Annotated in this window: 23 protein-coding genes; 11 read left to right on the top strand and 12 right to left on the bottom strand. The window is 73.3% G+C overall.

What is annotated here, in order from left to right:
* Window positions 1-128: 128 nt before the first annotated feature.
* Window positions 129-1,883 carry a glycosyltransferase family 2 protein gene (locus ACZ52J_RS15510; protein ID WP_465619030.1) on the bottom strand — a complete coding sequence of 585 codons (1,755 nt, stop codon included), beginning with the start codon at window positions 1,881-1,883 and terminating at the stop codon, window positions 129-131.
* A 210-nt stretch (window positions 1,884-2,093) separates the two neighbouring features.
* A complete protein-coding gene (locus tag ACZ52J_RS15505; RefSeq protein ID WP_360507045.1) occupies window positions 2,094-2,660 on the bottom strand; it encodes a GNAT family N-acetyltransferase in 567 nt (188 codons plus the stop codon).
* Window positions 2,661-2,936: 276 nt separating this feature from the next.
* On the opposite strand from ACZ52J_RS15505, the gene ACZ52J_RS15500 reads away from it, so the two are divergent.
* Window positions 2,937-3,854, top strand: a complete 918-nt coding sequence (locus ACZ52J_RS15500; RefSeq protein WP_465619027.1) for a lysozyme — start codon at window positions 2,937-2,939, stop codon at window positions 3,852-3,854.
* 109 nt (window positions 3,855-3,963) lie between these two features.
* On the opposite strand, the gene ACZ52J_RS15495 is transcribed toward ACZ52J_RS15500, so the two are convergent.
* From ACZ52J_RS15495 to ACZ52J_RS15480, 4 genes are all read right to left on the bottom strand, one after another.
* Window positions 3,964-5,652 (bottom strand): S53 family peptidase, encoded by a 1,689-nt coding sequence (locus ACZ52J_RS15495; protein WP_465619025.1) that lies wholly within the window; start codon window positions 5,650-5,652, stop codon window positions 3,964-3,966.
* 204 nt (window positions 5,653-5,856) lie between these two features.
* On the bottom strand, window positions 5,857-7,692 hold the full coding sequence (locus tag ACZ52J_RS15490) for a M1 family metallopeptidase (RefSeq protein ID WP_465619023.1): 1,836 nt from the start codon (window positions 7,690-7,692) through the stop codon (window positions 5,857-5,859).
* A gap of 230 nt (window positions 7,693-7,922) precedes the next feature.
* Entirely contained in the window at window positions 7,923-8,294 is a 372-nt protein-coding gene (locus ACZ52J_RS15485; protein WP_465619021.1) for a hypothetical protein, read from the bottom strand.
* An 82-nt stretch (window positions 8,295-8,376) separates the two neighbouring features.
* Window positions 8,377-9,006 carry a maleylpyruvate isomerase N-terminal domain-containing protein gene (locus ACZ52J_RS15480; RefSeq protein ID WP_360507030.1) on the bottom strand — a complete coding sequence of 210 codons (630 nt, stop codon included), beginning with the start codon at window positions 9,004-9,006 and terminating at the stop codon, window positions 8,377-8,379.
* Window positions 9,007-9,222: 216 nt separating this feature from the next.
* Here ACZ52J_RS15480 and ACZ52J_RS15475 point away from each other — a divergent pair, with 216 nt between their 5' ends.
* The 4 genes from ACZ52J_RS15475 to ACZ52J_RS15460 all read left to right on the top strand — a co-directional run bounded on the left by ACZ52J_RS15475 (window position 9,223) and on the right by ACZ52J_RS15460 (window position 12,374).
* Window positions 9,223-9,849, top strand: a complete 627-nt coding sequence (locus ACZ52J_RS15475; RefSeq protein ID WP_465619019.1) for a LysE family transporter — start codon at window positions 9,223-9,225, stop codon at window positions 9,847-9,849.
* A 233-nt stretch (window positions 9,850-10,082) separates the two neighbouring features.
* Complete coding sequence (locus ACZ52J_RS15470) at window positions 10,083-10,850, top strand: TetR/AcrR family transcriptional regulator (RefSeq protein WP_465619017.1); 768 nt, start codon at window positions 10,083-10,085, stop codon at window positions 10,848-10,850.
* A gap of 105 nt (window positions 10,851-10,955) precedes the next feature.
* Window positions 10,956-11,285 carry a hypothetical protein gene (locus ACZ52J_RS15465; RefSeq protein ID WP_360507021.1) on the top strand — a complete coding sequence of 110 codons (330 nt, stop codon included), beginning with the start codon at window positions 10,956-10,958 and terminating at the stop codon, window positions 11,283-11,285.
* Between the two features lie 15 nt (window positions 11,286-11,300).
* Complete coding sequence (locus tag ACZ52J_RS15460) at window positions 11,301-12,374, top strand: M14 family metallopeptidase (RefSeq protein WP_465619015.1); 1,074 nt, start codon at window positions 11,301-11,303, stop codon at window positions 12,372-12,374.
* A 101-nt stretch (window positions 12,375-12,475) separates the two neighbouring features.
* Here ACZ52J_RS15460 and ACZ52J_RS15455 read toward each other — a convergent pair whose 3' ends face one another.
* The 4 genes from ACZ52J_RS15455 to ACZ52J_RS15440 form a co-directional block, all read right to left on the bottom strand.
* Window positions 12,476-13,855 (bottom strand): hypothetical protein, encoded by a 1,380-nt coding sequence (locus ACZ52J_RS15455; protein WP_465619013.1) that lies wholly within the window; start codon window positions 13,853-13,855, stop codon window positions 12,476-12,478.
* A 6-nt stretch (window positions 13,856-13,861) separates the two neighbouring features.
* The gene (locus ACZ52J_RS15450) at window positions 13,862-14,641 is read right to left on the bottom strand and encodes a hypothetical protein (RefSeq protein ID WP_465619011.1); all 780 of its coding nucleotides are present in this window, start codon (window positions 14,639-14,641) and stop codon (window positions 13,862-13,864) included.
* Between the two features lie 18 nt (window positions 14,642-14,659).
* Window positions 14,660-14,923 (bottom strand): ABC transporter permease, encoded by a 264-nt coding sequence (locus ACZ52J_RS15445; RefSeq protein ID WP_465619009.1) that lies wholly within the window; start codon window positions 14,921-14,923, stop codon window positions 14,660-14,662.
* A gap of 378 nt (window positions 14,924-15,301) precedes the next feature.
* Window positions 15,302-15,928: a TetR/AcrR family transcriptional regulator gene (locus ACZ52J_RS15440; protein WP_465619007.1), complete on the bottom strand. Its 627-nt coding sequence runs from the start codon at window positions 15,926-15,928 to the stop codon at window positions 15,302-15,304.
* A gap of 158 nt (window positions 15,929-16,086) precedes the next feature.
* On the opposite strand from ACZ52J_RS15440, the gene ACZ52J_RS15435 reads away from it, so the two are divergent.
* The 4 genes from ACZ52J_RS15435 (at window position 16,087) to ACZ52J_RS15420 (ending at window position 19,632) form a co-directional block, all read left to right on the top strand.
* Window positions 16,087-16,845, top strand: a complete 759-nt coding sequence (locus ACZ52J_RS15435; RefSeq protein ID WP_465619005.1) for an SDR family oxidoreductase — start codon at window positions 16,087-16,089, stop codon at window positions 16,843-16,845.
* On the top strand, window positions 16,842-17,630 hold the full coding sequence (locus ACZ52J_RS15430; RefSeq protein ID WP_465619003.1) for an SDR family NAD(P)-dependent oxidoreductase: 789 nt from the start codon (window positions 16,842-16,844) through the stop codon (window positions 17,628-17,630). Before ACZ52J_RS15435 ends, ACZ52J_RS15430 begins: the two co-directional genes overlap by 4 nt.
* A complete protein-coding gene (locus tag ACZ52J_RS15425) occupies window positions 17,627-18,598 on the top strand; it encodes an NADPH:quinone oxidoreductase family protein (protein WP_465619001.1) in 972 nt (323 codons plus the stop codon). The genes ACZ52J_RS15430 and ACZ52J_RS15425 overlap by 4 nt, the downstream gene beginning before the upstream one ends.
* A gap of 80 nt (window positions 18,599-18,678) precedes the next feature.
* A complete protein-coding gene (locus tag ACZ52J_RS15420) occupies window positions 18,679-19,632 on the top strand; it encodes an ADP-ribosylglycohydrolase family protein (RefSeq protein WP_465618999.1) in 954 nt (317 codons plus the stop codon).
* A 194-nt stretch (window positions 19,633-19,826) separates the two neighbouring features.
* Here ACZ52J_RS15420 and ACZ52J_RS15415 read toward each other — a convergent pair whose 3' ends face one another.
* Window positions 19,827-20,648, bottom strand: a complete 822-nt coding sequence (locus ACZ52J_RS15415; RefSeq protein WP_465618997.1) for an NAD(P)H-binding protein — start codon at window positions 20,646-20,648, stop codon at window positions 19,827-19,829.
* Between the two features lie 80 nt (window positions 20,649-20,728).
* On the opposite strand from ACZ52J_RS15415, the gene ACZ52J_RS15410 reads away from it, so the two are divergent.
* Window positions 20,729-21,142: a winged helix-turn-helix transcriptional regulator gene (locus tag ACZ52J_RS15410; protein ID WP_360506992.1), complete on the top strand. Its 414-nt coding sequence runs from the start codon at window positions 20,729-20,731 to the stop codon at window positions 21,140-21,142.
* Window positions 21,143-21,424: 282 nt separating this feature from the next.
* Window positions 21,425-21,808, top strand: a complete 384-nt coding sequence (locus ACZ52J_RS15405; RefSeq protein ID WP_360506981.1) for a VOC family protein — start codon at window positions 21,425-21,427, stop codon at window positions 21,806-21,808.
* A 116-nt stretch (window positions 21,809-21,924) separates the two neighbouring features.
* On the opposite strand, the gene ACZ52J_RS15400 is transcribed toward ACZ52J_RS15405, so the two are convergent.
* On the bottom strand, window positions 21,925-22,368 hold the full coding sequence (locus ACZ52J_RS15400) for a hypothetical protein (RefSeq protein ID WP_465618994.1): 444 nt from the start codon (window positions 22,366-22,368) through the stop codon (window positions 21,925-21,927).
* Window positions 22,369-22,427: the final 59 nt, after the last annotated feature.

The following is a 22,427-nucleotide window of genomic DNA, read 5'->3' as shown; positions in this document are numbered from 1 at the left end:
TTGCAGGGGCTGGCAGCGGTGGTCGGGGCCGCCGGGCCGTTGGGGCGGCCGGGCGGAGTCCGCGCCGGTGGGGCGACGCGCAAGGAAACTCAGGGGGTGGAGCAGGGAATTGACGGAGTCTCAGAAGATCAGAAGATCAGCGGATCGGCCCAGCCCGACGCCAGCAGCCCACAGAGCAGCAGCACGGCGGTGACGGCGACGGCCTCGGCGCGTCCGAACCCGAGCTCGGAGCGGCTGCGTGCGGGGGCGACGACCTCGCCGACGGTGACACCCTTGCCACCGTTCGCTCCGCCCGCCACCTTCGCACCGTTCAGGAGCGGCCACAGGGACCGGATCAGCGGGATCATGGTGTACGCGGTGAGCGCGAGCAGGGCGGTGAGCGCCCAGTACGGCCGCCAGCCGTGCAGCAGCGCGGCCCGGACCAGTCCGGCGGCGCCGGCAAGGACGACGAACCCGAGCCAGCCGACCCCGATCCGGGCGACCGCGCGGGCGAGTGAACTGCCGCCCGACACGGCGCCGGTGGGCACCCAGTCGGCGGAGCGGCGGCGCAGCGCGTGGGCGATGGCGACCACGTGGCAGAGCCCGCCGAGGAGTTGGACCCGGGTGACCTCGAAGCGCCAGCGGGTGCGGGACATCGCGGGCAGCAGCACGAGGGCGACCCAGATCGGCGGCAGGAAGGGGAGCACCTGCCAGGGTTCGATCTCCTCGGGCCGGAAGAACAGCATGATCAGGGCGGGCAACGGCACAGCGAAGACGTTCACCGCGCTGGTGAGGTAGCCGAGGATGCCGTTCCAGAAGCAGAGCCGGGCGGAGCGGGAGAGCGGTCCGCGGCGGAAGTCCGGGTCGCGGACGAGGGCCAGGGAGCCGAGGCACCAGCGGTACTGCTGGCTGATGAAGGCGGGCAGGCCGGTGGGCGACATGCCCTTGGCGACCAGCGCGGGCACGTAGCGGGTGGCCCAGCCGGCGCGGGCGAGGGCGAGGCCGGTGTAGAGGTCCTCGCTGTGGTCGATCTCGGCGAAGCCGCCGATCCGCTGCAGGGCGGCGCGGCGGTAGAGGGCGTTGGTGCCGCAGCAGACGGTGCCGTCCTGCGCGTCCCGGGAGGGCTGGATCCAGCGGTAGAAGATCTCCTGGGTGGCTCCCGCGGCGCGTTCGAGCCAGGACATGTTCGCGTCCGTGTCGAAGCACTGCGGGCTCTGCACGATGCCGACCCCGGGGTTGTCGAGGTAGGGCACCAGGTGGTGCAGGAAGTCGGGGCGGGGGCAGAAGTCGGCGTCCAGGACGGCGATGATCTCGCCGGTGCCCTCGGCCAGGCCGTGGTTGAGGTTGCCGGCCTTCTTGAAGCGGCCGCGGTCGGGGCGGGCGCGGTACTGGAAGCCGTAGGACTCGGCGAGTTCGCGCACCTCGGGGCGGTCCGCGTCGTCGAGGACCAGGACGGTCAGCTCGCCGGGCCACCGGACGGCGGCGGTGTGCCGGTAGGCGTTGTCGAGGACGGCCGACGGTTCGCCGGCGGTGGGCAGCAGCAGGTCCACGCTCGGGTGGCGGGCGGGCTGCCAGGCGCGCAGCAGCAGGTCGTGCGAGTCGCGGGTGAAGCGGCGGGCTCGCTGGCCGTCGGTGAGCGAGAGCAGCCAGGTGACCGCGTTGAGCACGGTGAGCAGCAGGAACGGCCAGAGCAGCGGCTTGCTGAGGGCGAACAGGCCGAGCGTGGCGGTGGCTCCCGCGTAGGAGAGGGTGGCGCAGAGCAGCACCCAGCGGCGCTGCGGGCCGAAGTACCAGTAGAGCTCCTCGTCGTCGGGCGGGTCGGGCAGGCGCGGGTCGGGGTCCGCGGGTGTCCGGCGCGGACCGGCGTCGGGTGCGGGCATGGCGGTGCCATGGAGTACGGGCATGCGGAAATGGCCCCCCTGGGCATCGGACGGAACGTGGCCGTTCGACCTCAGCCTCTCACATTGGCCTAGACCAATCATGAACGAGGTATGACATCTCCGCATCGCCCCTGCTCAGTGACTTGACGCCGCATCACCTGCGGAATCCGGTCGACGCGCCTGAACCGAACCCCGAGGACGGCCCGTTGACCAGGCCGCGAGCGCGGCCCCGCGTCAGGCAGTCTTCAGCTCCTTGACCAGGTGCTCGAACCGCAGGTCCGGCCGCAGCGGGATGCCGAAGCGCTCGTCGCCGTACGGGAACGGGCTGAACTCCCCGGTCCGGCGGAAGCCGCGCCGCTCGTACCAGGCGATCAGCTCGGCGCGCTGCTCGATCACCGTCATCTCCATCGCGCCGACGCCCCACTCCTCGCCGGCCAGCCGCTCGGCCTCGGCCAGCACGGCCCGGCCGACCCCGCCGCCCTGCAGGCCTGGGCGCACCGAGAACATCCCGAAGTACGCCCGGTCGCCGCGCCGCTCCAGCTGGCAGCAGGCGAGCAGCTCGCCGTCACGCTCGGCCAGCAGCACCAGCCCCTCGGGGTGGCCGACGGCCTCGGCGACGGCCTCGGGGTTGGTCCGCCGCCCGGCCAGCAGATCGGCCTCGGTGGTCCACCCGGCCCGGCTGGAGTCGCCCCGGTAGGCGGATTCGACCAGCTCCACGAGGGCCGGGACGTCGGCGGGCGTGGCGGCCCTGAAAGCGGGCTCCCCGACGGGCCGGGCGGTGTCGGTGGCGGTCTCGGTCATGGCTGGTCCTTCCTCCGTACTGGGGTGCCGCCCGTGCCGGCCGGCCCGCGGGCATCGTGTCACAGCGTGCGGGCCGTCCCCGGGCCCGGGATCGGCAGAACCGGCAACGTGCGTTGCCGGTGGTGGCGATCCGGCACCTGTGACGCCGGTTCAGAAATGTGTTCCAAGATGCCTGGCGGCACTGGCGGGGACATGGCTACTCTGCGGTACGGCCGCGCCAACACCCGGCCGCACCGGGCCATTTGGGCCATCCCGCACCGGATCAGAGGAGTGCTCATGCCTCGCTCTTCCCGCTCCGCCCGCACCACTGGCACCGCCCACACTGCCCGCACCACCGGCACCACCGGCACCACCCCCCGCCGCCGGCTGCCCGCGGTGGCCGCGCTCGCCGCCGCCACCGCCCTGGTCGCGGGCGTGGCCGCCCCGGCGTACGCGGCCGAGCCCGCCCCGGTCGCCCCCGTCGTCGAGGGCCACCCCGCCTTCCACCCGGACCGCGACTTCGCCGGCTCCACCGTCGCCGCCCACGAGGGCCGCGGCGCCACCGCGCCGCTCGCCTCCCTCGCCGTCACGCAGACCCCCGGGCTGGACGTCGCCAGCTACCAGGGCAACGTCAACTGGTCCTCGGTCGCCGCCAACGGCGCCAAGTTCGCCTACGTCAAGGCCACCGAGGGCACCGGCTACACCAACCCGTATTTCGCCCAGCAGTACAACGGCTCCTACAACGCCGGCCTGATCCGCGGCGCCTACCACTTCGCGCTGCCGAACTCCTCCTCCGGCGCCACCCAGGCCGCCTACTTCGTGAACCACGGCGGCGGCTGGTCCGCCGACGGCAGGACCCTGCCGCCCGCCCTGGACATCGAGTACAACCCCTACGGCGCCACCTGCTACGGCCTCGGCCAGAGCGCCATGGTCAGCTGGATCCGCGACTTCAGCAACACCGTGCACTCCCGCACCGGCCGCTACCCCACCATCTACACCACCACCAACTGGTGGACCCAGTGCACCGGCAACTACGGCGGCTTCGGCGCCACCAACCCGCTCTGGATAGCCCGCTACGCCTCCACCGTCGGCACCCTGCCGAACGGCTGGGGCTACCAGACCTTCTGGCAGTTCGCGGACTCCGGCACCTTCCCCGGTGACCAGAACTACTTCAACGGCGCGGCCGACCGCCTCCGGGCCCTCGCCCTGGGCTGAGGCACCCGTGCCGGTGCGGGGCGCCGCAGCGCGCCCCGCACCGGCCGGAGTCGAGCCGAAGAGCCACCGGGCCCAAGCGGCCACCGAGGAGGTCGCCGGACCGAGGAGGTCACAGGGCCTTGAGGCCGTCCAGGAGCTGCCGGCCGCCGGGGCTGCCGAGGCCGGTGCACGGGTCCCAGCCGGGCCCGGAGGCGTACGCGCCGTTGCTGCCCCGGGTGACGTCCCGCAGGACCTTCGTCGCGAACTTCCCGTACAGCAGCGGGTTGAGGAAGCCGACCTGCGCGGAACCGGGCAGGGCCTGGTTGACCCGGGCGAGCAGGGCGGACCACATCGGGGCGGCGGCGCTGGTGCCGCCGGTCTGGTGGAAGTTCACACCGTCCACGCTCGGGACGACCACACCGGTCTCCGGGTCGGCGAGGGCGGCCACGTCCGGGACCCCGCGTCCCCGCCGGTGCAGCGGGTTGACCGAGGGCGGCACGTTGACGTGGTCCTGGTACGGCGGCACCGGGAAGATCGCGCTGACGCCGCCGCCGGTACGCCGGCCCGGACCGTCGTCCCAGACGGTCTCGCCGACGACCTGCCCCTGGCGCACCACCAGCCGGGTGCCGCCGACGGCGAGGACGTGCGGGTCGGAGGAGGGGTAGTCGGCGTGGGCGCGCTCGTCGTCGGCCTGGTCGCGGGAGCCGTCGTCGCCCGAGGCGCAGCAGATGCTGATGTTCCTCTCCGCCGCGCTCGCGAAGGCCCGGTCGATCCGGTCGACCGCGCCGGCGGTGAACAGGCTTGCGGCGACCAGCTCGGGGTTGCCGTAGCTGCAGGAGATCACCGTGGGCCGGTTGTCGGTGTCGTTGACGATCCGGGTGATCACGTCGACCCAGCCGCGCTCGGTGAACTTGGTGAAGTACACGACGATCTTCGCCTTGGGGGCGAGAGCGCCCACCACCGCGAGGTCGAGCATGATCTCGCCGGTGGTGTCCGGAGTGTCGAAGTCGGCGTCCTGGCCCGGATCGTTGCCGGGGCTTCCGACGTTCGGGATCACCACGTCGGTGATGTCCGGCATCGGCTGGTGCAGGACGTCGACGAAGTAGTTCCGCAGGGCGTCGAGCGAGTAGCCCCCGGAGGGGACGCCCGGCGCGGTGTCCCCGTTGAAGGCGAGTACGGCGATGCACTGCCCGGTCCCGTCGGTGCCCTCGGGGTAGGCGTACGGGGCCTGCAGAGCCGGCGGGAGGAAGGCGCCCGGCCGGACCACCGGGGCGGCGTGGGCCACCGGGGTCGCCTCGGCGGTCCGGCGGATCAGCAGGCGGGAGCCGATCGGCCGGTCGTCCAGGCCGAACACTCCGGTGACGATGCCCTGCAGCTGGGCGGGCACGTAGACCTGGCCCTCCCGGCCGCGGTAGACCCGGGGCTTGCCCTGGGCGTCCTGGAAGCGGTAGCGGGCGAGGGTGACCCGGAAGGCGTCGGCGATGTCCTCGGTGGTGCCGGTCAGGTCGACGCTGCGGGCCAGCGGGTCCTCGTCGGAGAGGGCGAGGCGGTGCTCGGCGGCGAACGCCTCGAGCGTCTTGCGGTCGGTGTCGCTCCACCGGTGGGTGGCGGCGTACTCGTCGTCGGTGGGCACCGTGCGACGGGTCGGCGGTTGGAGCGCCAGCTCGTACACGTCCGGGCGCGGGGGCGCGCCGGGGTCGCGTCGCAGGTAGACGGTGACGGTGAGGGGGGTTCGTGGGTCGGCCGGTCCGATGACCCGCGCTCCGCCGAGCGGAACGCGGGAGCTGTCCGGCAGCGCCACGTAGTGGGTGCTCGACATGATCGCTCCAGCGGTCGGGGTCAGCGCCGGGAGCTCGCGACGGTGGGTCGTGCGCTTTCGACTGTCCGTATACGGCACACGTTTATGTCGTACACGTACAGCGTCCCGCCGGTCCCGCGCGGCGTCAACCCGCGTGGCGTCGAGCGCACCGCCCCCGGCCGGGACCGGGGGCGGTGCGGGCGATCGGCGGATGGGCGCTGCCGCTCAGCCGTCGATGCGGTGCTGGCTCCAGAAGGAGGTCAGGTCCACGGTGGTGGCGGCCTGCGCCGCGGCCTTGAACTCCGCGGTGGTGGACACGCCGTACCAGTGCGACTGCGCGTAGTTGCGCAGCAGCGTGGTCATCGCGGTGTCGCCGATCGTCCGGCGCAGGTCGTGCAGGGCGCACTTGCCGTAGTCGTAGACGACCGTGGCATAGCGGGAGGAGTTGGCGTCCCAGTAGGCCATCGAGTTGGTGATCTTCTCCGCCGACGAGGCCCAGGAGACGCTGTTCCAGCAGCCGTTGCCGGTCTTTCCGAGGGCGAGGTCGGTGGCGTAGTCGGTGAAGGCCTCGTCCAGCCAGGGCCCGTTGTACTCGTCGTCGCCGACGATGCCGTACCACCACTGGTGGCCGATCTCGTGGGTGAGCGCCGTGGTGCTGACCAGGTCGAGGACGAAGCCCGGGTACTCCATGCCGCCGAACCAGAAGCTGTTGTCGATCACCGCGTCCAGTTCGCCGTACGGGTAGGCGCCGAAGCGCTGGGCGTGGGCGTCGACGGCCGAGGTCGCGGTGGAGAGCATCGACTTGGCGTCCGCGCTGCTGATCCCCGCCACCGAGTAGACGTTGACCTTGATCCCGGCCGCCGAGGTGCCGGAGATCCTGGTGAACGGCCCGGCGCCCCAGGCGAAGTCGCGCACCTTGCTCGCGGTCGCCTTGGTGACGGTCCGGCCGGCCGCGCCGGGGGTGTCCACCGAGGTGCCGGTCGCGGGCACCAGCAGGCTCGTCGGGTGGTCCAGGGTGACGGTGAAGTCGGAGGCCACCGAGTAGAAGGACTCACCGTTGTTGGTGTACGGGTCGAGGTGCCAGCCGGCCGCGTCCCGGATCGCCAGCACGGGCAGGGCGTTGCCGAGGAAGTTGTACGCGCCGTCGTGGCCGAAGCGGTCCGCGCCGCTCGGCACGGTGATGCCGAGGTCGAAGCCGACGGTGCCGCTCTGGCCCTGCGCGAGCGGCGCCGGCAGGGTGATCTTGAGCGCCGTGCAGTTCACCGTGAGCGGGGAGGGCGTGCCGCCGGTCACGTTGGTCACCGTGATCGGGGTGCTGGGGCAGCTGCCGTGGGCGTTGTCCCAGAGCCGCAGGTACACCTCGGTCAGCGGGGTGGGCGAGGCGTTGGTGAAGCTCACGCTCTCGTGCCCGGTCCAACTGCCGCCGGAGGCGTCACTGGTGAGGCTGACGGTGTAGCCGGGCGCGGCCGGGGTGCGGGTCGGGTCGCCGGGCTGGGGTGGGGTGGTACCGCCGGAGGCGTCCAGGGTGACGTCGTCCAGCACGAAGCTGGTCTGCAGGCTGGAGTCCTCGACCCCGGTGAAGGAGAGCGTCCCGGTCTGGCCCGCGAGGGTGGAGACGTCGACGGTCTTGTGCACGTACCCGCTCTGGGCGTCCAGGTTGGAGTAGGTGGCCAGGGTGGTGGAGCCCAGCTTGACGGTCAGTTTGTCGTAGGCGGTGCTGGTGGTCGTCTCGGCGGTGTCGATGTGCAGCCAGAACCCGAGCGTCGCGGTGCCGCACCCGGCGGGGAGGGTGACGGACTGCGAGAGCGTGTCGGTGTGGGTGGAGCCGTAGCCGTCGAGCCAGGCGTAGGAGCCGCCGGAGTGCGCGCTCTGGCCGCTGTCGGCGGTGATCGCGCCGCTCGGTGCCGTCCAGGGCGAACTGCCGGACTCGAAACCGCCGTTGGCCACCACCTGGGCGGGTGTGCAGTCGGCGGCGCTCGCCACATTGGGGGTGGCGAGCGCCGTGAGGCCGGCCGCCGCGAACAGGGCGGCGCCGGTCAGGGCATGCAGGAGTCTTCTCATCGGAACCTCTCATGGGGGAGCGGGCCGGGAGGAGCAGCGTGACAGCAAACGCGTGCCGTTGAAAGGCTCATGACACCAGGTGAGACGGGAACGGGCCCCGACCAGGCCCGGAGCGAGACCGGTGCCGAACCCCGAGCGGGACCCCGAGCGGGACCGCCGCGGGCTCGGCACCAGCCCAGCACCGGCTCAGCACGGACTCAGCACCGGCTCAGCACCGACTCAGCACCGGCTCAGCGCGGGTCGACCAGCTCCGGGGCGAAGACCGTGCCGAGCGGCTCCGGACCGATGTACTGCTGGCAGTTGCAGGGCCGCGCCTCGTACTGCAGCGGGCGGCGATCCGCGTCCCAGGCGGTCGGGGCCTCGACGACCTCGTGGCAGCGGCCCTGCTTGTCGTGCTTGGCCAGGTGGTGGGTGCAGCCGCAGACCGGCTCCGGCGGCCGGTTCCCCGCCTCGAGGGCCGCGTGCTGCCGCTCGGTGGCGGCGAGCAGCTCCATCTTGCGCTCGTGCCGCACCTTCAGTGCCTTCCGGGCGTCCTTGACGATCCATCCGCTGCCGTACAGGACGGCGGGCAGCACCCACCACAAGTTGAAGACCTGGTCCATTGACTCTCCCCCCGATCGGGCCGGTTCCGGCCGCTGATCATACTGCTGACCAGGGCTTACCGCCCCCGCCGGAAGGGCCGCCTCAGCGGATGACCGGCAGCACCGGCTGCACGCTGCGCCCGGTCGCCGCCTCGATGAAGGCCACCGGGTCGGCGACCTCCGCCAGCAGGGCACGGGTCGCGCGCAGGGCCGCGTCGGCGGGCGGCGGGCCGCCGACGGCCGCGATCAGGTCGAGCAGGTGAACGGTCGCCTCCATCAACGCCACCTCGCCGAGCGCGCCGACCGTCACGCTGCCGAGCAGCGGGTGCGCCACCGTCGCGCTCGGCGGCAGGTCGTCGAGCGCGGCCAGGGCGGCCGGGCCCTCGACCCCGAACCGGGCGAGCAGCAGCGCGGGTTCGGTCCGCCCGGCGGCCTGCTTCGCCGCGTCCGCGATCTGCCCGGCGGCGGTGTGCGCGAGGCCACCGGGCCGGTTGTAGGCGCGCAGGATCCCGGCGCCGGTGGTGATCTCGGCCGGCCCGTCGAGGACGGCCGTGCGCAGCCCGGTGAACATCTCCGGCACCGGCGCCGTGTGTGTGTACAGCTCCCGGACGGTCCACTCGGGCAGCCGGGTCGGCCGGTCCCAGTCCTCGGCGCTCAGGGCCGCGCCGCGCTCCGCCCAGGAGGCCCAGGCCTCCGCCAACATCGCGCGCACCGGGTCGTTCTGACTGATCATCGGTTCTCCTCGGGGCAGTGGCTGCGAAACAGGGGCTGGGGACGGCCCCACGCTACCCGGCACCCCCGAAAACCACTTGCCGCCCCCGGGCCCCGGCCACCACGATCGGCGCATGACCGACTCCGCCGCCCGCCCGCTGTCCGTGACCGCCGCCGCCCGCCCGGCCGTGGTCCGACAGCAGCCCGGCCGCCCCCGGAGGCCCGACGCCGCACGCGCGTGAGGGCCGCGCTGGTCGCGGGCCTGCTCGCCGGGTACGGCGTCGCCGTCCCGGTGGGGGCTGTCGGGGCCTACCTGGTCGCGCTCACCGCACGGACCTCGCTGCGCACCGGCGCCTGCGCCGCCCTCGGCGTGGCCGCCGCGGACGGGCTGTACGCGCTCCTCGCGGCGGCCGGGGGCGGCGGTCTCGCACCGCTGCTGGAACCGGTCGCCCGGCCGCTGCGGATCGGCTCCGCCCTGGTCCTGCTGGCCCTGGCCGCCCGGACGACCCACACCGCGCTCCGTCACCGTACCGGGGCAGCCGCGACGCCCGAGCCGGCGCCGCCCGCCCCCGCCCGGGCCTTCCTCACCCTGCTCGGGATCACCCTGCTGAACCCGCTGACCGTGCTCTACTTCGCCGCCCTGGTCCTCGGCGGCGGGGGCCGGGACGACGCGACCTCCGGCACCCTCGCCCGGGCGGTGTTCGTGGCCGCCGCGTTCGCCGCCTCGGCGAGCTGGCAGCTGCTGCTCGCCTCGGGCGGCGCACTGCTGGGCCGTGCGCTGACCGGTCCGCGCGGCCGACTACTCACCGCACTCGGCTCCTCCGCCCTGGTGGCCTGGCTCGCGGTCCGGCTGCTGGTCGGCTGACCAGCGGAATCGCCGGAGCGGCGGAGCGGCGGAGCAGCACCCGTTACGCCCGATTCATACCTTGTATCCTGGTTCTGTATCCGCTGAGTGACATCCGCTGCAGAGGGATCCGCTGAGCGACATCCGCTGATTGACATCCGCCGCGGAGAGATCCGCCGCAGAGCCCCCGCCGGTCCGCCCGACCGGCTCGGGCACGGCCGACGACGTTGGCACCGACCCCGAGGAGCGCGGACATGGTTGAGCGGAACGACACCGAGAAGCGGGGGCGGCTGAGCCGCCCGCTGGTGCTCGACGCCGCCGTGGCCCTGGTCGACCGCGAGGGCCTGGCCGCGCTGACCATGCGCCGGCTGGCCACCGAACTGGGCGTCGAGTCGATGGCCCTGTACCGCTACACGCCGGGCAAGGAGGCCCTGCTCGACGGCCTGATCGAGGCCTACTTCACCGAGGTCAACGCCCGGCTGCGGACCAGCGCCGCGAGCGGCCCGCGCGAGCCCGAGCGGCACCGGCCCGAGCGGCGTCGGCCCGAGCAGCGCCTGGCCGTGTGGCGGCTGGAACTGCGCCGGATCGCCCGGTCCTTCGCCGCCGCGGCGCACGCCCACCCCGAGATCCTGCCGCTGGTCGCGACCCGCCCGCTGGCCGTCCCGATGGCGCGGCGGCCCGCGCCGGTGCTCGAACTCACCGAGCACATCCTCGCCGTGCTCGGGCGGGCCGGCTTCGACGACGCGACCGCGCTGACCGTCTACCGCGCCTTCGTGGCCTGGAACCTCGGCTGCCTGCTGGTGGACAAGCGCCAGGTGGTCGACAACCCGGAGGAGCCGGACCCTGCCCTGCGGCTCGGCCTGCACCGGCTGCCCGCCGCCGAGTACCCGCGGCTGCGCGCCCTGGTGCCCCGCTTCGCCGACTTCGACGACGAGGGCGAGATGCTCAGCGGCCTGGACAGCCTGCTGGACGGGATGCCGCAGCCACCCCTTGACGCGTTCTACGGCGGCGACGCATCCTGAGGATACGAGGTACACGTCGGACATATCCGCTCATATCGGCGCCGTCGGGCGGGCCGCCAGAGACCGCTCCGGCCACGCTTCGACGGCGCCCGGAAGAAGTCCCCCATGTCCGCCGTTCCGAACGAACCACTCCACGATGACATCCTGCGCCTGCGCGTCACCGCCAGGGACCCGGAGACCCTGCGCGCGCTGCTCCGCGACACCCGACCCGACACCGGTGGACGCCCGCACGTCGAGGCGGACGGCCGCGTCGGCATCGACGTCTACGCCACGGCCGACCAGGTCCCGGCCCTCGAACGCGAGGGCATCACGGTCACCCGGACCGGCAACGCCAGCGAGGCCGGGCGCGCCGCCCAGGCCGAGGTCGGCAGCGGCGACCGGTTCGCCCCCGCCGACGCCGTCCCGCGCGGCCTGGCCGCCAAGCTCGCCGGCTGACCCGGGAGGCCCGCCATGCCGTACCTGAACGTCACCGAGGTCGAATCCGCCGTGACCAGCCTGGCCACCGCCTACCCCGGGCTCACCCAGCTCATCACCCTGCCCGACCAAACCTACGAGAACCGCACCGCCCACGCCCTGAAGATCGGCGGCCCCGCCCCCTTCCCCAAGCCGTGCCTGATGATGATCGGCGGTGTCCACGCCCGCGAATGGGGCAGCTGCGAGATCCTCATCCACCTCGCCGCCGACCTGCTGGAGGCCCAGCGGGACGGCACCGGCCTCGGCTACGGCGACACCGCCTTCACCGCCGACCAGGTGCAGGCCCTGCTCCGGCGCCTCGACCTGGTGCTCTTCCCGCTGGTCAACCCCGACGGCCGGCACTACAGCCAGACCGTCAAGTCGATGTGGCGCAAGAACCGCAACCCGGCCAACGCCGGCATCAACCCGCGCCCGGCCTGCATCGGCGTCGACATCAACCGCAACTACGACTTCCTCTTCGACTTCGCCACCGCCTTCGACCCGAACGCCAACCCCCAGGTGTCGGCCGACCCCTGCGACCCGATGGTCTACGCCGGCCCGACCGCGTTCTCCGAGCCGGAGACCCGCAACGTCCGCTGGCTGCTCGAGCAGTTCCCGCGGACCAGGTGGTTCGTCGACGTGCACAGCTACTCGCAGGACATGCTCTACAACTGGGGCGACGACGACAACCAGTCGATCGACCCCGACATGAACTTCCGCAACTCCCAGTACGACCACAAGCGCGGACTGCCCGACGACGACGCGTACGCGGAGTACATCCCCAAGACCGACCTCGACAGCGCCGTGCTGCTCGCCGACGCGTTCTGCCATGGCGTCCAGGGCGTGCGCGGCCTGACGTACAAGGCGATCACCGGCTTCCACCTGTACCCGACCAGCGGCACCAGTGACGACTACGTCTACTCCCGCCACTTCGTCGAACCCGACCGGGGCAAGGTGCTCGGCTTCACCGTCGAGTGGGGCACCGAGTTCCACCCGCCGTGGGCGGAGATGGAAAAGATCGTCCTCGACGTGGACGCCGGGCTGCTGCAGTTCTGCCTGGCCGCGACCTGAACGACCCCGAGCCGGACGACCCCCAACGACCCCAAGCCACAGTGCCCGACAGCAGGGCGCCCGCCACGACCGACCGTGGCGGGCGCCTTGGGTGTGCGTGCTCAGGCGGCCCGGTGGAAGAAGAACGGGTCGATGGACGGCGGGACGCGGGACACGCCGTCGAGGTTGAGCAGTTGGTGGGTGGTGAAGTTGGCGTTGCGCAGGTACGTCACGCCGACCGGGAAGTTGGCGAGGTCCGGCGTGTTGTTGCCGGCGAAGATTCCGTAGAAGTCCTTTCCGACCGTGACCATCCGGATGTAGTCACCGAGGTACGGCAGCTGAGCGCCCGCTGACGGGACGTCGCCGGGAGCCTGGTGCAGCACGTGGCTGTCCACGGTCTTGAAGCCGTCGTCGGTCAACTCCAGCACCGTCGACCACTGGTTGTGGGCCAGTTCCTGGTGGACCAGCCCGACCAGGCCGTCGGAGTTCACCGCCAACGACGGGTTCTTGCCGTTGATGATGTCCTTGCGCGGCGCGGTCCAGGTCTGTCCCCGGTCCGCCGAGTGGCGGACGTGCAGGACGTAGTCGGTGGGGGCGTTTCCGCCGACGTTGTCGCAGAAGGCGACCCACACGCTGTTGGAGTCCGTGGGATCGACCGCGATGGACAGGTCCGCGCCGGTGCGCTCCTGGCCCAGCGTCCGCAGTTGCGAGTTGAACCGGACCTTCCGGCTGGTGACCACCCGCTGGCCCATCTCGCCGTCGACCGAGTCCAGCAGGTCCTCGAACGGGTTCGGTCCGATGCCACCCTTGTCGTCGCGGGTCACCACGACGTCGAAGGTGAAGATGTCCCCCGGGCTGGTGCCGGTCACGCTCTGGAACGCGATGTACACCGTGCCGTCCGGGTGCGTGGCGATCCGGACCGGCGGCCCGTCGAAGAGCGTACCGGGGCGCCGGTCGAGCCGGACCGGCGCGAACCCGGCCGGGCGCGGCCCGGTACCCGCGTCGCTGGACACGTCCACCGTGGCGGACCCGGCCGGCTGGGAGGCGTCGTTGTTGCCGACGTACACCCGGTCGGTGCTGTGGTTGTTCACCGCGACGGTGGTGGCGACCACCCAGGGCTGGTCCTCGTCGGTCCGGTCGACGAGCACGGACATCGGGGTGGCCGCGGTGATTCTCGGCGCGCGCAGGATCTGCATGTCGCCGGTCACGCCGTTGAGGATGCCCGTGTAGAGCTTGCCGCCCTGGGAGCCGAAGCCGACGCTGATGTCCCCGGTGCCGAGGTCCCCGTTGCCCGGGACGACGCTGTTCAGCACCCAGGTGTTCCCACCGTCGGCCGAGACGTAGACCGGGGCGAGCGGACCGCCCATCGGGTCGGGGGTGAAGGCGGTCGCGACCATCTCGTTCGGGTTCTCCGGGTTGACCGCGAGGCTGGGTTCACTGTCCAGGAGCCGGTCGCCGCTCAGCGCCTTGGGGGTGATGTTGACGACCTTGATGGTGGGCATGTCGGCTCACCTTCCTTCCCGCAGTACGGCGAGCTTCTGCGCCGGCTGGCGGTCGTCGCGGTCGAGCAGCCGGAACGGCGCCTCCGCGGCCAGTTCGCTGCCCTTCTCCGTCGCGTGCAGGAGCCACAGGGCCTCCTGCCCGGCTTCCGGCTTGGGCACATCGCGCCAGCGGACGTCCACACTGCTCGGGTAGAGGACGGTGGTCCGCCCGGGGGAGAGCTCGCCGCGATGGACGATCGAGACGTCGAGGGCGGCACGCCACCAGTGCGGCGCATGCTCGGAGTAGGCCTCCTTTCCGAGGTCCTCCAGCCCGACCACCCTGGCGACCACCACGGCGTCGGCCACGGCGGCGTGCGCGACGATGTCCTCGTTCCGGATCCTGCGCTGCACCGACGAGAACGGCATCTCGTCGGCGGTGGTCGCGGCGAGCGCGATGTGGGACTGGACGGCCGCTGCGGGCAGCCGGCCGATCTCGGTGACACCCAGGCCTTCGCCGTAGACCAGGCCCTGGGTGAAGAACGCGGCCGTGTCACCGACCTTGAGCAGATCGGCGTCGGGCGCCAGTTGGACGGTGACCTCGCTGCCCGCGAGCTGCCGGAAGGCGTCGGGCGCGTGCAGCACCTCGTCCACCTTCACCACCGCCGTCCGTTCGTTGCGGTCCTCGACCGGAACGGCCGCCAGGGACGTACCGCCGACCCTGGTCACGGTGCCGCGGAAACTGAGCGGGGCCTGCCGGACGAGTGCGGTCAGCTGGTCGTGCTCGGCAGTCGATGTTGCGTCAGTCATGACGATCTCCCTCCCCCCTCATCGCGCGGCGCGGACCGAGGAAGGGTGCGCCCGGCGCCACTCGATCCGCGCGCCGAGCAGGCAGGCGGCGGTGACGGCGGCCGCGAGCGCGACCACGAGCCACTCCGCCGCGCCGCTGCCGGCGTCCGGGTCGATGCCGAGGAGCGTCTCGATCCACTGCGGCCACACCAGGGTGAGCAGGAACAACAGTCCGGACAGCCCGCCGAGGGCCGTCTCCAGCCAGAAGCGGGGCCGGACCGGATTCGATTGTCGGAAGGGCATCACTGCGCCTCCCCTTCTCCAACCGCCCGGGCCGCGCCGCGACGCAGTGCGCGCCGTTCCCGTGCCGCCGCACCGTGGCGGCGGCACGGGCCGGCCGGGCCGGCCCGGGTCGGGGGTCGCTCCCCTCGGCGCCGCCGGTCGGGGGCGCGGTCGCCGTGGGAGATGGGTTGCTTCGATCCGCAGTGTCGGGCTGCGGTGGGAGTGCGTCGGGGAGGGCTCGCGGTGTGACGCTGCGTGCCGCTCCCAGCGCTGTACGCCTACGAGGCACACGTACTTCGTATACGAGTCTGCGCGCCGCGCCCGGCCAGGTCAAGGGCGGGGCGGGGCGGGGCGGGGCGGGGCGGGGCGGGGTCGGGCAGTCGGCGGACGGGGCTCGGGTCAGATCCGGGCGCCGAGCATCCGCAGCACCAACTCACCGTAGCGGCGGCCGAGTTCCTCGGGCGTCTCGGTCGAGCGGTCGGTGTACCAGCGGGAGACGTCGATGCCCAGCGAGGTGACCGCGCGGGCCGCCGTCCGCACCTCCGAGACCTGGAACTCGCCGGCCGCCGCGCCCGCCTCGATCAGTGCGCTGACCTCGCGCTCGATGTCCAGCCGCAGTGCGGCGACCACCGCGTAGGCGTCCTCGGGCAGCGCGTGCAGCTCGTAGTTGACCACGCGGCCGACCGTCCGGGCCCGGGCGTGCCAGGCGGTGAACTGCTCGACCAGTCGCCGCATCCGCACCGCCGGGCCGCCCTCGCCGACCACCGCGTCCCGCACCAGGGCCAGCGTGGCGGCGTGCCCGGCCTGGCTGATCTCGGCCAGCAGCGCGGCCTTCGACTGGTAGTGGATGTACAGCGCGGCCGGGCTCATCCCGGCGGCGGTGGCGATGTCCCGGGTGGTGGTGGCGTGGAAGCCGCGCTCCGCGAACGACTCGACGGCCGCCTGGAGCAGCCGGTACGCCGCTTCGGGGCGGGTATCGGCGCCGGGCAGGGTCGGCCAGAGGTCGGCCATCGGGGTGCTCGTCATGGCGTCATCCTCCCAGAGAACCCACACGGGGACTCGCACAAACTTTCCCACCGGCCGGGTCGGCGGGCTGTTGACAGGCTCCCGCACCGACACCATGCTGAGCAAGCGCTTAGTCAGCGATGGTAAGCCGGATCCTCGCACGAAAGGCAGGACGCTCCGTGGTGCACTCCTTCAAGGGCCGGGTGGCCGTCGTCACCGGATCGAGCCGGGGCATCGGCCTCGGCATCGCGCGCGAACTGGTCGACCGCGGCGCCAAGGTCTGCCTCACCGCCCGCAACCCCGAACCGCTGGCCGAGGCCGTCCAGGACCTGGGCGGCCCGGAGAACGCCATCGCCGTCGCGGGCAAGGCCGACGACCCGGCCCACCAGGAGGAGGCGATCGCCCGCACCCTGGAGGCCTTCGGCCGACTCGACCACCTGGTCAACAACACCGGCATCAACCCGGTCTACGGGCCGGTCCTGGACACCGACGAGGACGCCGCCGCCAAGATCATCGCCGTCAACGTGCTCGGCCCGCTGGCCTGGACGCGCCGCGCACACGCCGCGTGGATGGGCGAGCACGGCGGCTCGATCGTCAACGTCGCCTCGATCGCCGGCATCCGCGCCTCCGCCGGGATCGGCATGTACGGCGTCAGCAAGGCCGCGCTGATCCGGCTCACCGTCGAACTCGGCGCCGAGCTGGGCCCGCAGGGCATCCGGGTCAACGCCGTCGCACCCGCCGTGGTCAAGACCAGGTTCGCCGAGGCGCTGTACGAGGGCCGCGAGGAGCAGGTCGCCGCCGCCTACCCGCTCGGCCGGCTCGGCGTCCCCGAGGACGTCGCGGGCGCGGTCGCCTTCCTGCTCTCCCCGGACGCCGGCTGGATCACCGGCCAGACCCTGGTCGTCGACGGCGGGGTCACGCTCGGCGGCGGGCTGTGACGGCCGGGGCGTTCCACGACCAGGGCGTCGTGGTCACCGGCGCCGGGCGGGGCATCGGCGCCGCGCTGGCCCGGGCCTTCGCCGCAGCCGGGGCCCGGGTGGTGGTCAACGACCTCGACGCCGAGGCCGCCCATGCCGTCGCCGAGGACTGCGGCGGCACCGCCCTGCCCGGGGACGCCGCCTCCGCCACCGGCCTCGCCACGCTCGTGGACCGGGCCCGCGCGGCCCTCGGCGAGATCGACGTGTGGTGCGCCAACGCGGGCGTCGCCCCCGTCGGCGGGGCCGACGCGCCGGCCGCCGCCTGGGCCAGCGCCTGGGAGGTCAACGTGCTCGCCCACGTCCGGGCCGCCGAACTGCTGCTCCCCCGCTGGCTGGAACGCGGCGAGGGCCGCTTCCTGTCCACCGTCTCCGCCGCCGGGCTGCTCACCATGCTCGGCTCGGCCCCGTACGCCGTCAGCAAGCACGGCGCGCTCGCCTTCGCCGAGTGGCTCTCCGCGACCTACCGCCACCGGGGCGTACGGGTGCACGCGCTCTGCCCGCAGGGCGTGCGCACCGACATGCTCGCCTCCACCGGGGCGGTCGGCGAGGCCCTGCTCGCGCCGACCGCGCTGGACCCCGAGGACGTCGCCGAGGCGGCCCTGGCCGGGCTGCTCGAGGACCGCTTCCTGATCCTGCCGCACCCCGACGTCGCCGAGTACTACCGGGTCCGGGCCACCGAACCGGACCGCTGGATCGCCGGGATGAACCGGCTCCAGCAGGGACTGGAGAGGAGTGAGGCACTGTGAGGGCCTGGCAGGTGGGAGAGCTCGGTGAGCCGGCCGCGGTGCTGCGGCTCGTCGAGGACGTGCCGCGACCGGTGCCGGGCCCGGGGCAGCTGCTGGTCCGGGTGCGGGCCGCCGCCGTCAACTTCCCGGACGCGCTGATGGTGCGCGGGCAGTACCAGGTGCGCCCGCCGCTGCCGTTCACGCCCGGAGTGGAGCTGTGCGGCGAGGTCGCGGACGGGCCGAGGCAGGGCGAACGGCTGATCGGCAACCCGGTGCTGCCGCACGGCGCCTTCGCCGAGTACGCGCTGCTGGACGCCGCGGCCGCCTTCCCGGCACCCGAGGCGCTGGACGACGCCGAAGCCTCGGCACTGCACATCGGCTACCAGACCGCGTGGTTCGCCCTGCACCGCCGGGCCCGGCTGCGCTCCGGCGAGACGCTGCTGGTGCACGCGGCGGCCGGCGGCGTCGGCAGCGCGGCCGTCCAACTCGGCCGGGCCGCCGGGGCCAGGGTGATCGCGGTGGTCGGCGGGCCGTCGAAAGCGGAGGCCGCGCGGGCGCTCGGCGCCGACCTGGTCGTGGACCGGAAGGCCGAGGACTTCGTCACCGCCGTCAAGGAGGCCACCGGCGGGCGCGGCGCCGACGTGGTCTTCGACCCGGTCGGCGGCGACGCCTACACCGGCTCCACCCGGTGCGTCGCCTTCGAGGGCCGGATCGTGGTGGTCGGCTTCGCCGCCGGGCAGATCCCGGCGCCGGGGCTCAACCACGCGCTGGTGAAGAACTACGCGATCCTCGGCCTGCACTGGGGCCTCTACAACACCCACGACCCGCGCGCCGTCCGCGCCGCGCACGACGAGCTCACCAAGCTCGCCGAGCAGGGCACGGTCCGCCCCCTGGTGAGCGCCCGGGTGCCGCTGGCCGGGGCCGCGGACGCCGTCCAGCGGGTCGCCGACGGGCTGAGCACGGGCCGGATCGCCGTCCTGGGCGACTGACCCCGGCCCGCGCGGGCGGAACCGGCTGCCCGGCCGGTAATCCGGCTGCGCGGGCACCACGGCCCTGCCAGGATGCCGGGATGACATCCTTTTCCGCCGCTCGCGACTCATTGGAGGGCCTGGCCCTCGGGGACGGATTCGGGGAGCGCTGGTTCCCCCTCTTCCGGTCGCCCCAGGAGGCGTTCGAGCAGATCCGGGCCCGGCGCACGCCGGAGGAAGGGCCCTGGCACTGGACCGACGACACCGCGATGGCGCTGTCGGTGTACGGGATCCTGACCGCCTTCGACGCGGTCCACCAGGAGCGGCTCGCCCGGGCCTTCGGGGCCTCCTACCGGGCGGACTCGGGCCGCGGCTACGGGCACGGCATGCACCTGCTGCTGCCCAAGCTGGCCGAGGCGCCCGGGAGTTGGCGCACCGAGGCGCGGGAGCTGTTCGACGGCCAGGGCAGCCTCGGCAACGGCGCGGCGATGCGGGTGGCCCCGCTGGGCGCCTGGTTCCACGACGACCTGGACGAGGCGGCGGAGCAGGCGGCGCTGTCCGCCGAGGTCACCCACGCGCACCCGGAGGGCGTCGCCGGGGCGGTGGCCGTCGCCCTGGCGGCAGCCCTCGCCGCGCGCGGCCGCTCCGGGCCCGCACCCGCTCCCGCTCTCGCCCTCACCGGCGCCGAACTGCTCACCGAGGTCGCCGAGCGCACACCGGCCGGCGAGGTCCGCGACGGGCTGCACCGGGCCGCCGGGCTGTCCGCCGGCACCGAGCCGTGGCGGGCGGCCGACCTGCTGGGCAACGGGCAGCAGATCCGGGCGGGCGACACCGTCCCCTTCGCGCTGTGGTCCGCCGCGCACCACCTGGACAGCCTGACCGACGCCCTGTGGACCACCGCCGAGGGCCTGGGCGACGTGGACACCACCTGCGCCATCACCGGCGGTGTGGTCGCCGCCCGCACCGGCCTCGCCGACGTACCGCAGGAGTGGCTGGCCTGCCGCGAACCGCTTCCCGACTGGGTCGCCAAGGCCGAGGCGGAGGCCACTGTCTGACGCTCCATCGGGTCGGAGTCCGGTCCTGGGCCCAGTCGGCCGGGACCGGGCTCCGGGCTGATGCCGCACACCTCGCGCCTCGCGCCTCGCGCCTCGCGCCTCGCTTCTCGCTTCTCGCTTCTCGACGGCGATCCGGAACCGACGGCGATCCGGGACCGGCGGTGTGACGACAGACCGTGACCGCCCGAGCGGCCTCATCGCCCGGCGGCGATGACCTCCAGGGCCGGGCGGGGCGGGCGGCCGAGCAGGGTCGCGAGGTCGCCCGGCTTGCCCGGCCCGGCCAGGAAGCCGTGGGCGATCGCCGAGTAGGTGGCCACCACCATCGGCACCTGGAAGTCCAGCGCGTCCGAGGCCGCCACCGCCGTACGGGCTTCGGCCAGTCGGCCCGGCCGGTACTCGGCGCCGAGCGCCTCGGCCACCTCCGCACCGCCCAACGCCCGCTCCCCCACCAGCTCGTACGTCCGGCCGGTGTGCTCCTCCGGCGCCAGAGCCACGTTCACCGCCGCTTCGGCGAGGTCGGCGCGGGCCACGGCCGCCAGCTTCCCGTCCCCGAGCGGCGCGGTGATCACCCCGTCCGGGTCCGGTGCGGCGACCGCGGCCAGCAACTCCGCGTACAGCCCGTTGCGCAGCACCGTCCAGCGCAGGGATGCCGACTCGCGCAGCCGCCGCTCGGTCCAGCGGTGGGCGAGGGCGAACGGCAGGTGGTCGCCGTCGCCCGACAGGCTGGTGTAGACCACCTGCCCGACGCCCGCCTGCTCCGCCGCCTCGATCGCCGCGCCGTGCCGGGCGATCACCACATCGTCCTCGGCGGCGCCGGCCGAGATCAGCAGCAGGGTCCGTACCCTGGCGAAGGCCTCGGCCAAGGTGTCCGGGCGATCGAAGTCCACCAGCCGGGCGGGTGTGCCGCCCGGCGCCTTCTCGGGAGTGCGGGAGCCGGCCACGACCCCTTCCCGTCCGGCGAGGCGCTCCAGCACGAGGGCGCCCAGACCTCCGTTGACACCGGTGACGAGCAGCATGGGTTCCTCCAGGGGTGATCGGCGGTCGGCGACGTGACCATCCTCGATAGCCTGGGCGTTCGGCATAAGGAGGCACTTTCATGTCAGCAGGGCACAGCGCGGTAACCACCCCCCGCCCGGTGGTCTGGTGCGAGGACGGCGTGGACTGCGGGATCCGCGACCTTCTGGACCGTCTGGGCGACAAGTGGTCGGTCCTCACCGTCGTCGAACTCGCCCAGGGCGTACGGCGGTTCCGTGAGCTGCAGCGCGCGCTGCCGGGGATCTCGCAGCGCATGCTGACCCTGACGGTGCGCCGCCTGGAGCGGGACGGCCTGGTGTCACGGACCGTCCACCCGACCGTCCCGCCGCAGGTGGAGTACGAGCTGACGCCGCTCGGCCACAGCCTGACCCACCTGGTCCGGGCGATGGCGGACTGGTCCTACGGCCACCACGACGCGATCGTCGCCTCCCGTCGCGACTGGGACGAGGCCAATCCGGGCTCGGAGATCCGGTAGGACCTGCGCCGGGGCTCGCCCCTCGCGCGCCACGGTGCCGCTCGGCGGGGCCGCTCGGCGGGGCCGCTCAGCAGTGCCAATCAGCGGGCCAGGGCCCGGGCGCCGTGCCGTTCCCGTCAGCTGTGGCGGCCTGGTCGGCCGGGTCCGTCGTGTCATCCTCACGGCTGCTGAACGCGATGGGCGACGCACCGGGTTGCCTGCTGAGCGAAAGAATTTTACGGCGGGGCGGAACGAGCAGGAACCCGGTGGCATCCGGGGTGGAAATCGGGAAGGCTCACCCGCATGGTCTCAGTACTGCAGAACGTGGCGATCGACTGTGCGGATGCCTACGAGCTGGCCCGGTTCTGGAGCAGGGTGACCGGCCGGCCGCTGCATCCGGAGGACGAACCGGGTGTTCCGGAGGCTCAGGTGATGCTGGCGGACGGCCCGGTCCTGTACTTCAACCAGGTGCCCGAGGCCAAGACGGTCAAGAACCGGATCCATCTGTGCCTGCGCCCGGAGACCTCGCGTGAGCAGGAGGTGGAGCGGCTGCTGGGCCTCGGCGCCACCTTCGTCAGCGATCACCGGAATCCCGATGGCTCCGGTTGGGCGATCCTCGCCGATCCCGAGGGCAACGAATTCTGCGTTCTGCGCAGCGCGTCCGACCGGGCCGCCACGACGTCCTGACCTTGCTGGGGCCGTGCTGACGTTGCCGGGCCGTCCTGACGTTTCCCCGACCGTCCTGGCCGGCCCGGCTGTCCCGGCTGTCCCGGCCGGCCTGACGGGCGGGTCCCCCGCGGACCTCAGCCGGTGACCTCGACCGTGACGTCGTAGGCGCGCTGCTCGGGCGGGCAGTTGAGGGCCTCGCCGCAGCTGGTGCGGGTGGCGGTGAGGTGGGCGCTGCCGGGGGCGTGGGCGGCGAAGGAGGCCGTGACGGTGCCGCAGCCGCCGCCGGGGCGGCAGGAGGGGGACGGGGCGGTGGTCGGGGTGCCGTTCGGGGTGACGACGTCGGGGGCGGAGCTGGCGGCGGCGGACCAGTAGGTGTTGTGGAGCGCGAGCGTGATGGTCGTGCCGACGGCGACCTTCACGGTGGTGTGGTCGGCGTGCTCGTCCACCGTGACGGTCGCCGGGCTCGGGGTGGTCGCGGCGGGGGCGGTCGCCGAGGGGCTCGTCCCGGTGGAGGCGCAGCCGGCCAGGGTGAGCAGGGCGGCGGCCAGGGCCAGGGTGGCGGGTCTTCTCAGGTTCACGGTGGTTCCTTCTGCCGGTGTGCGAGCGGTACCGGTGGGTGAGCGGTGCTGACGGTGTC

The organism is Kitasatospora sp. NPDC034035 (assembly GCF_055575755.1).
This window is presented reverse-complemented; position numbering and strand designations above follow the sequence as displayed.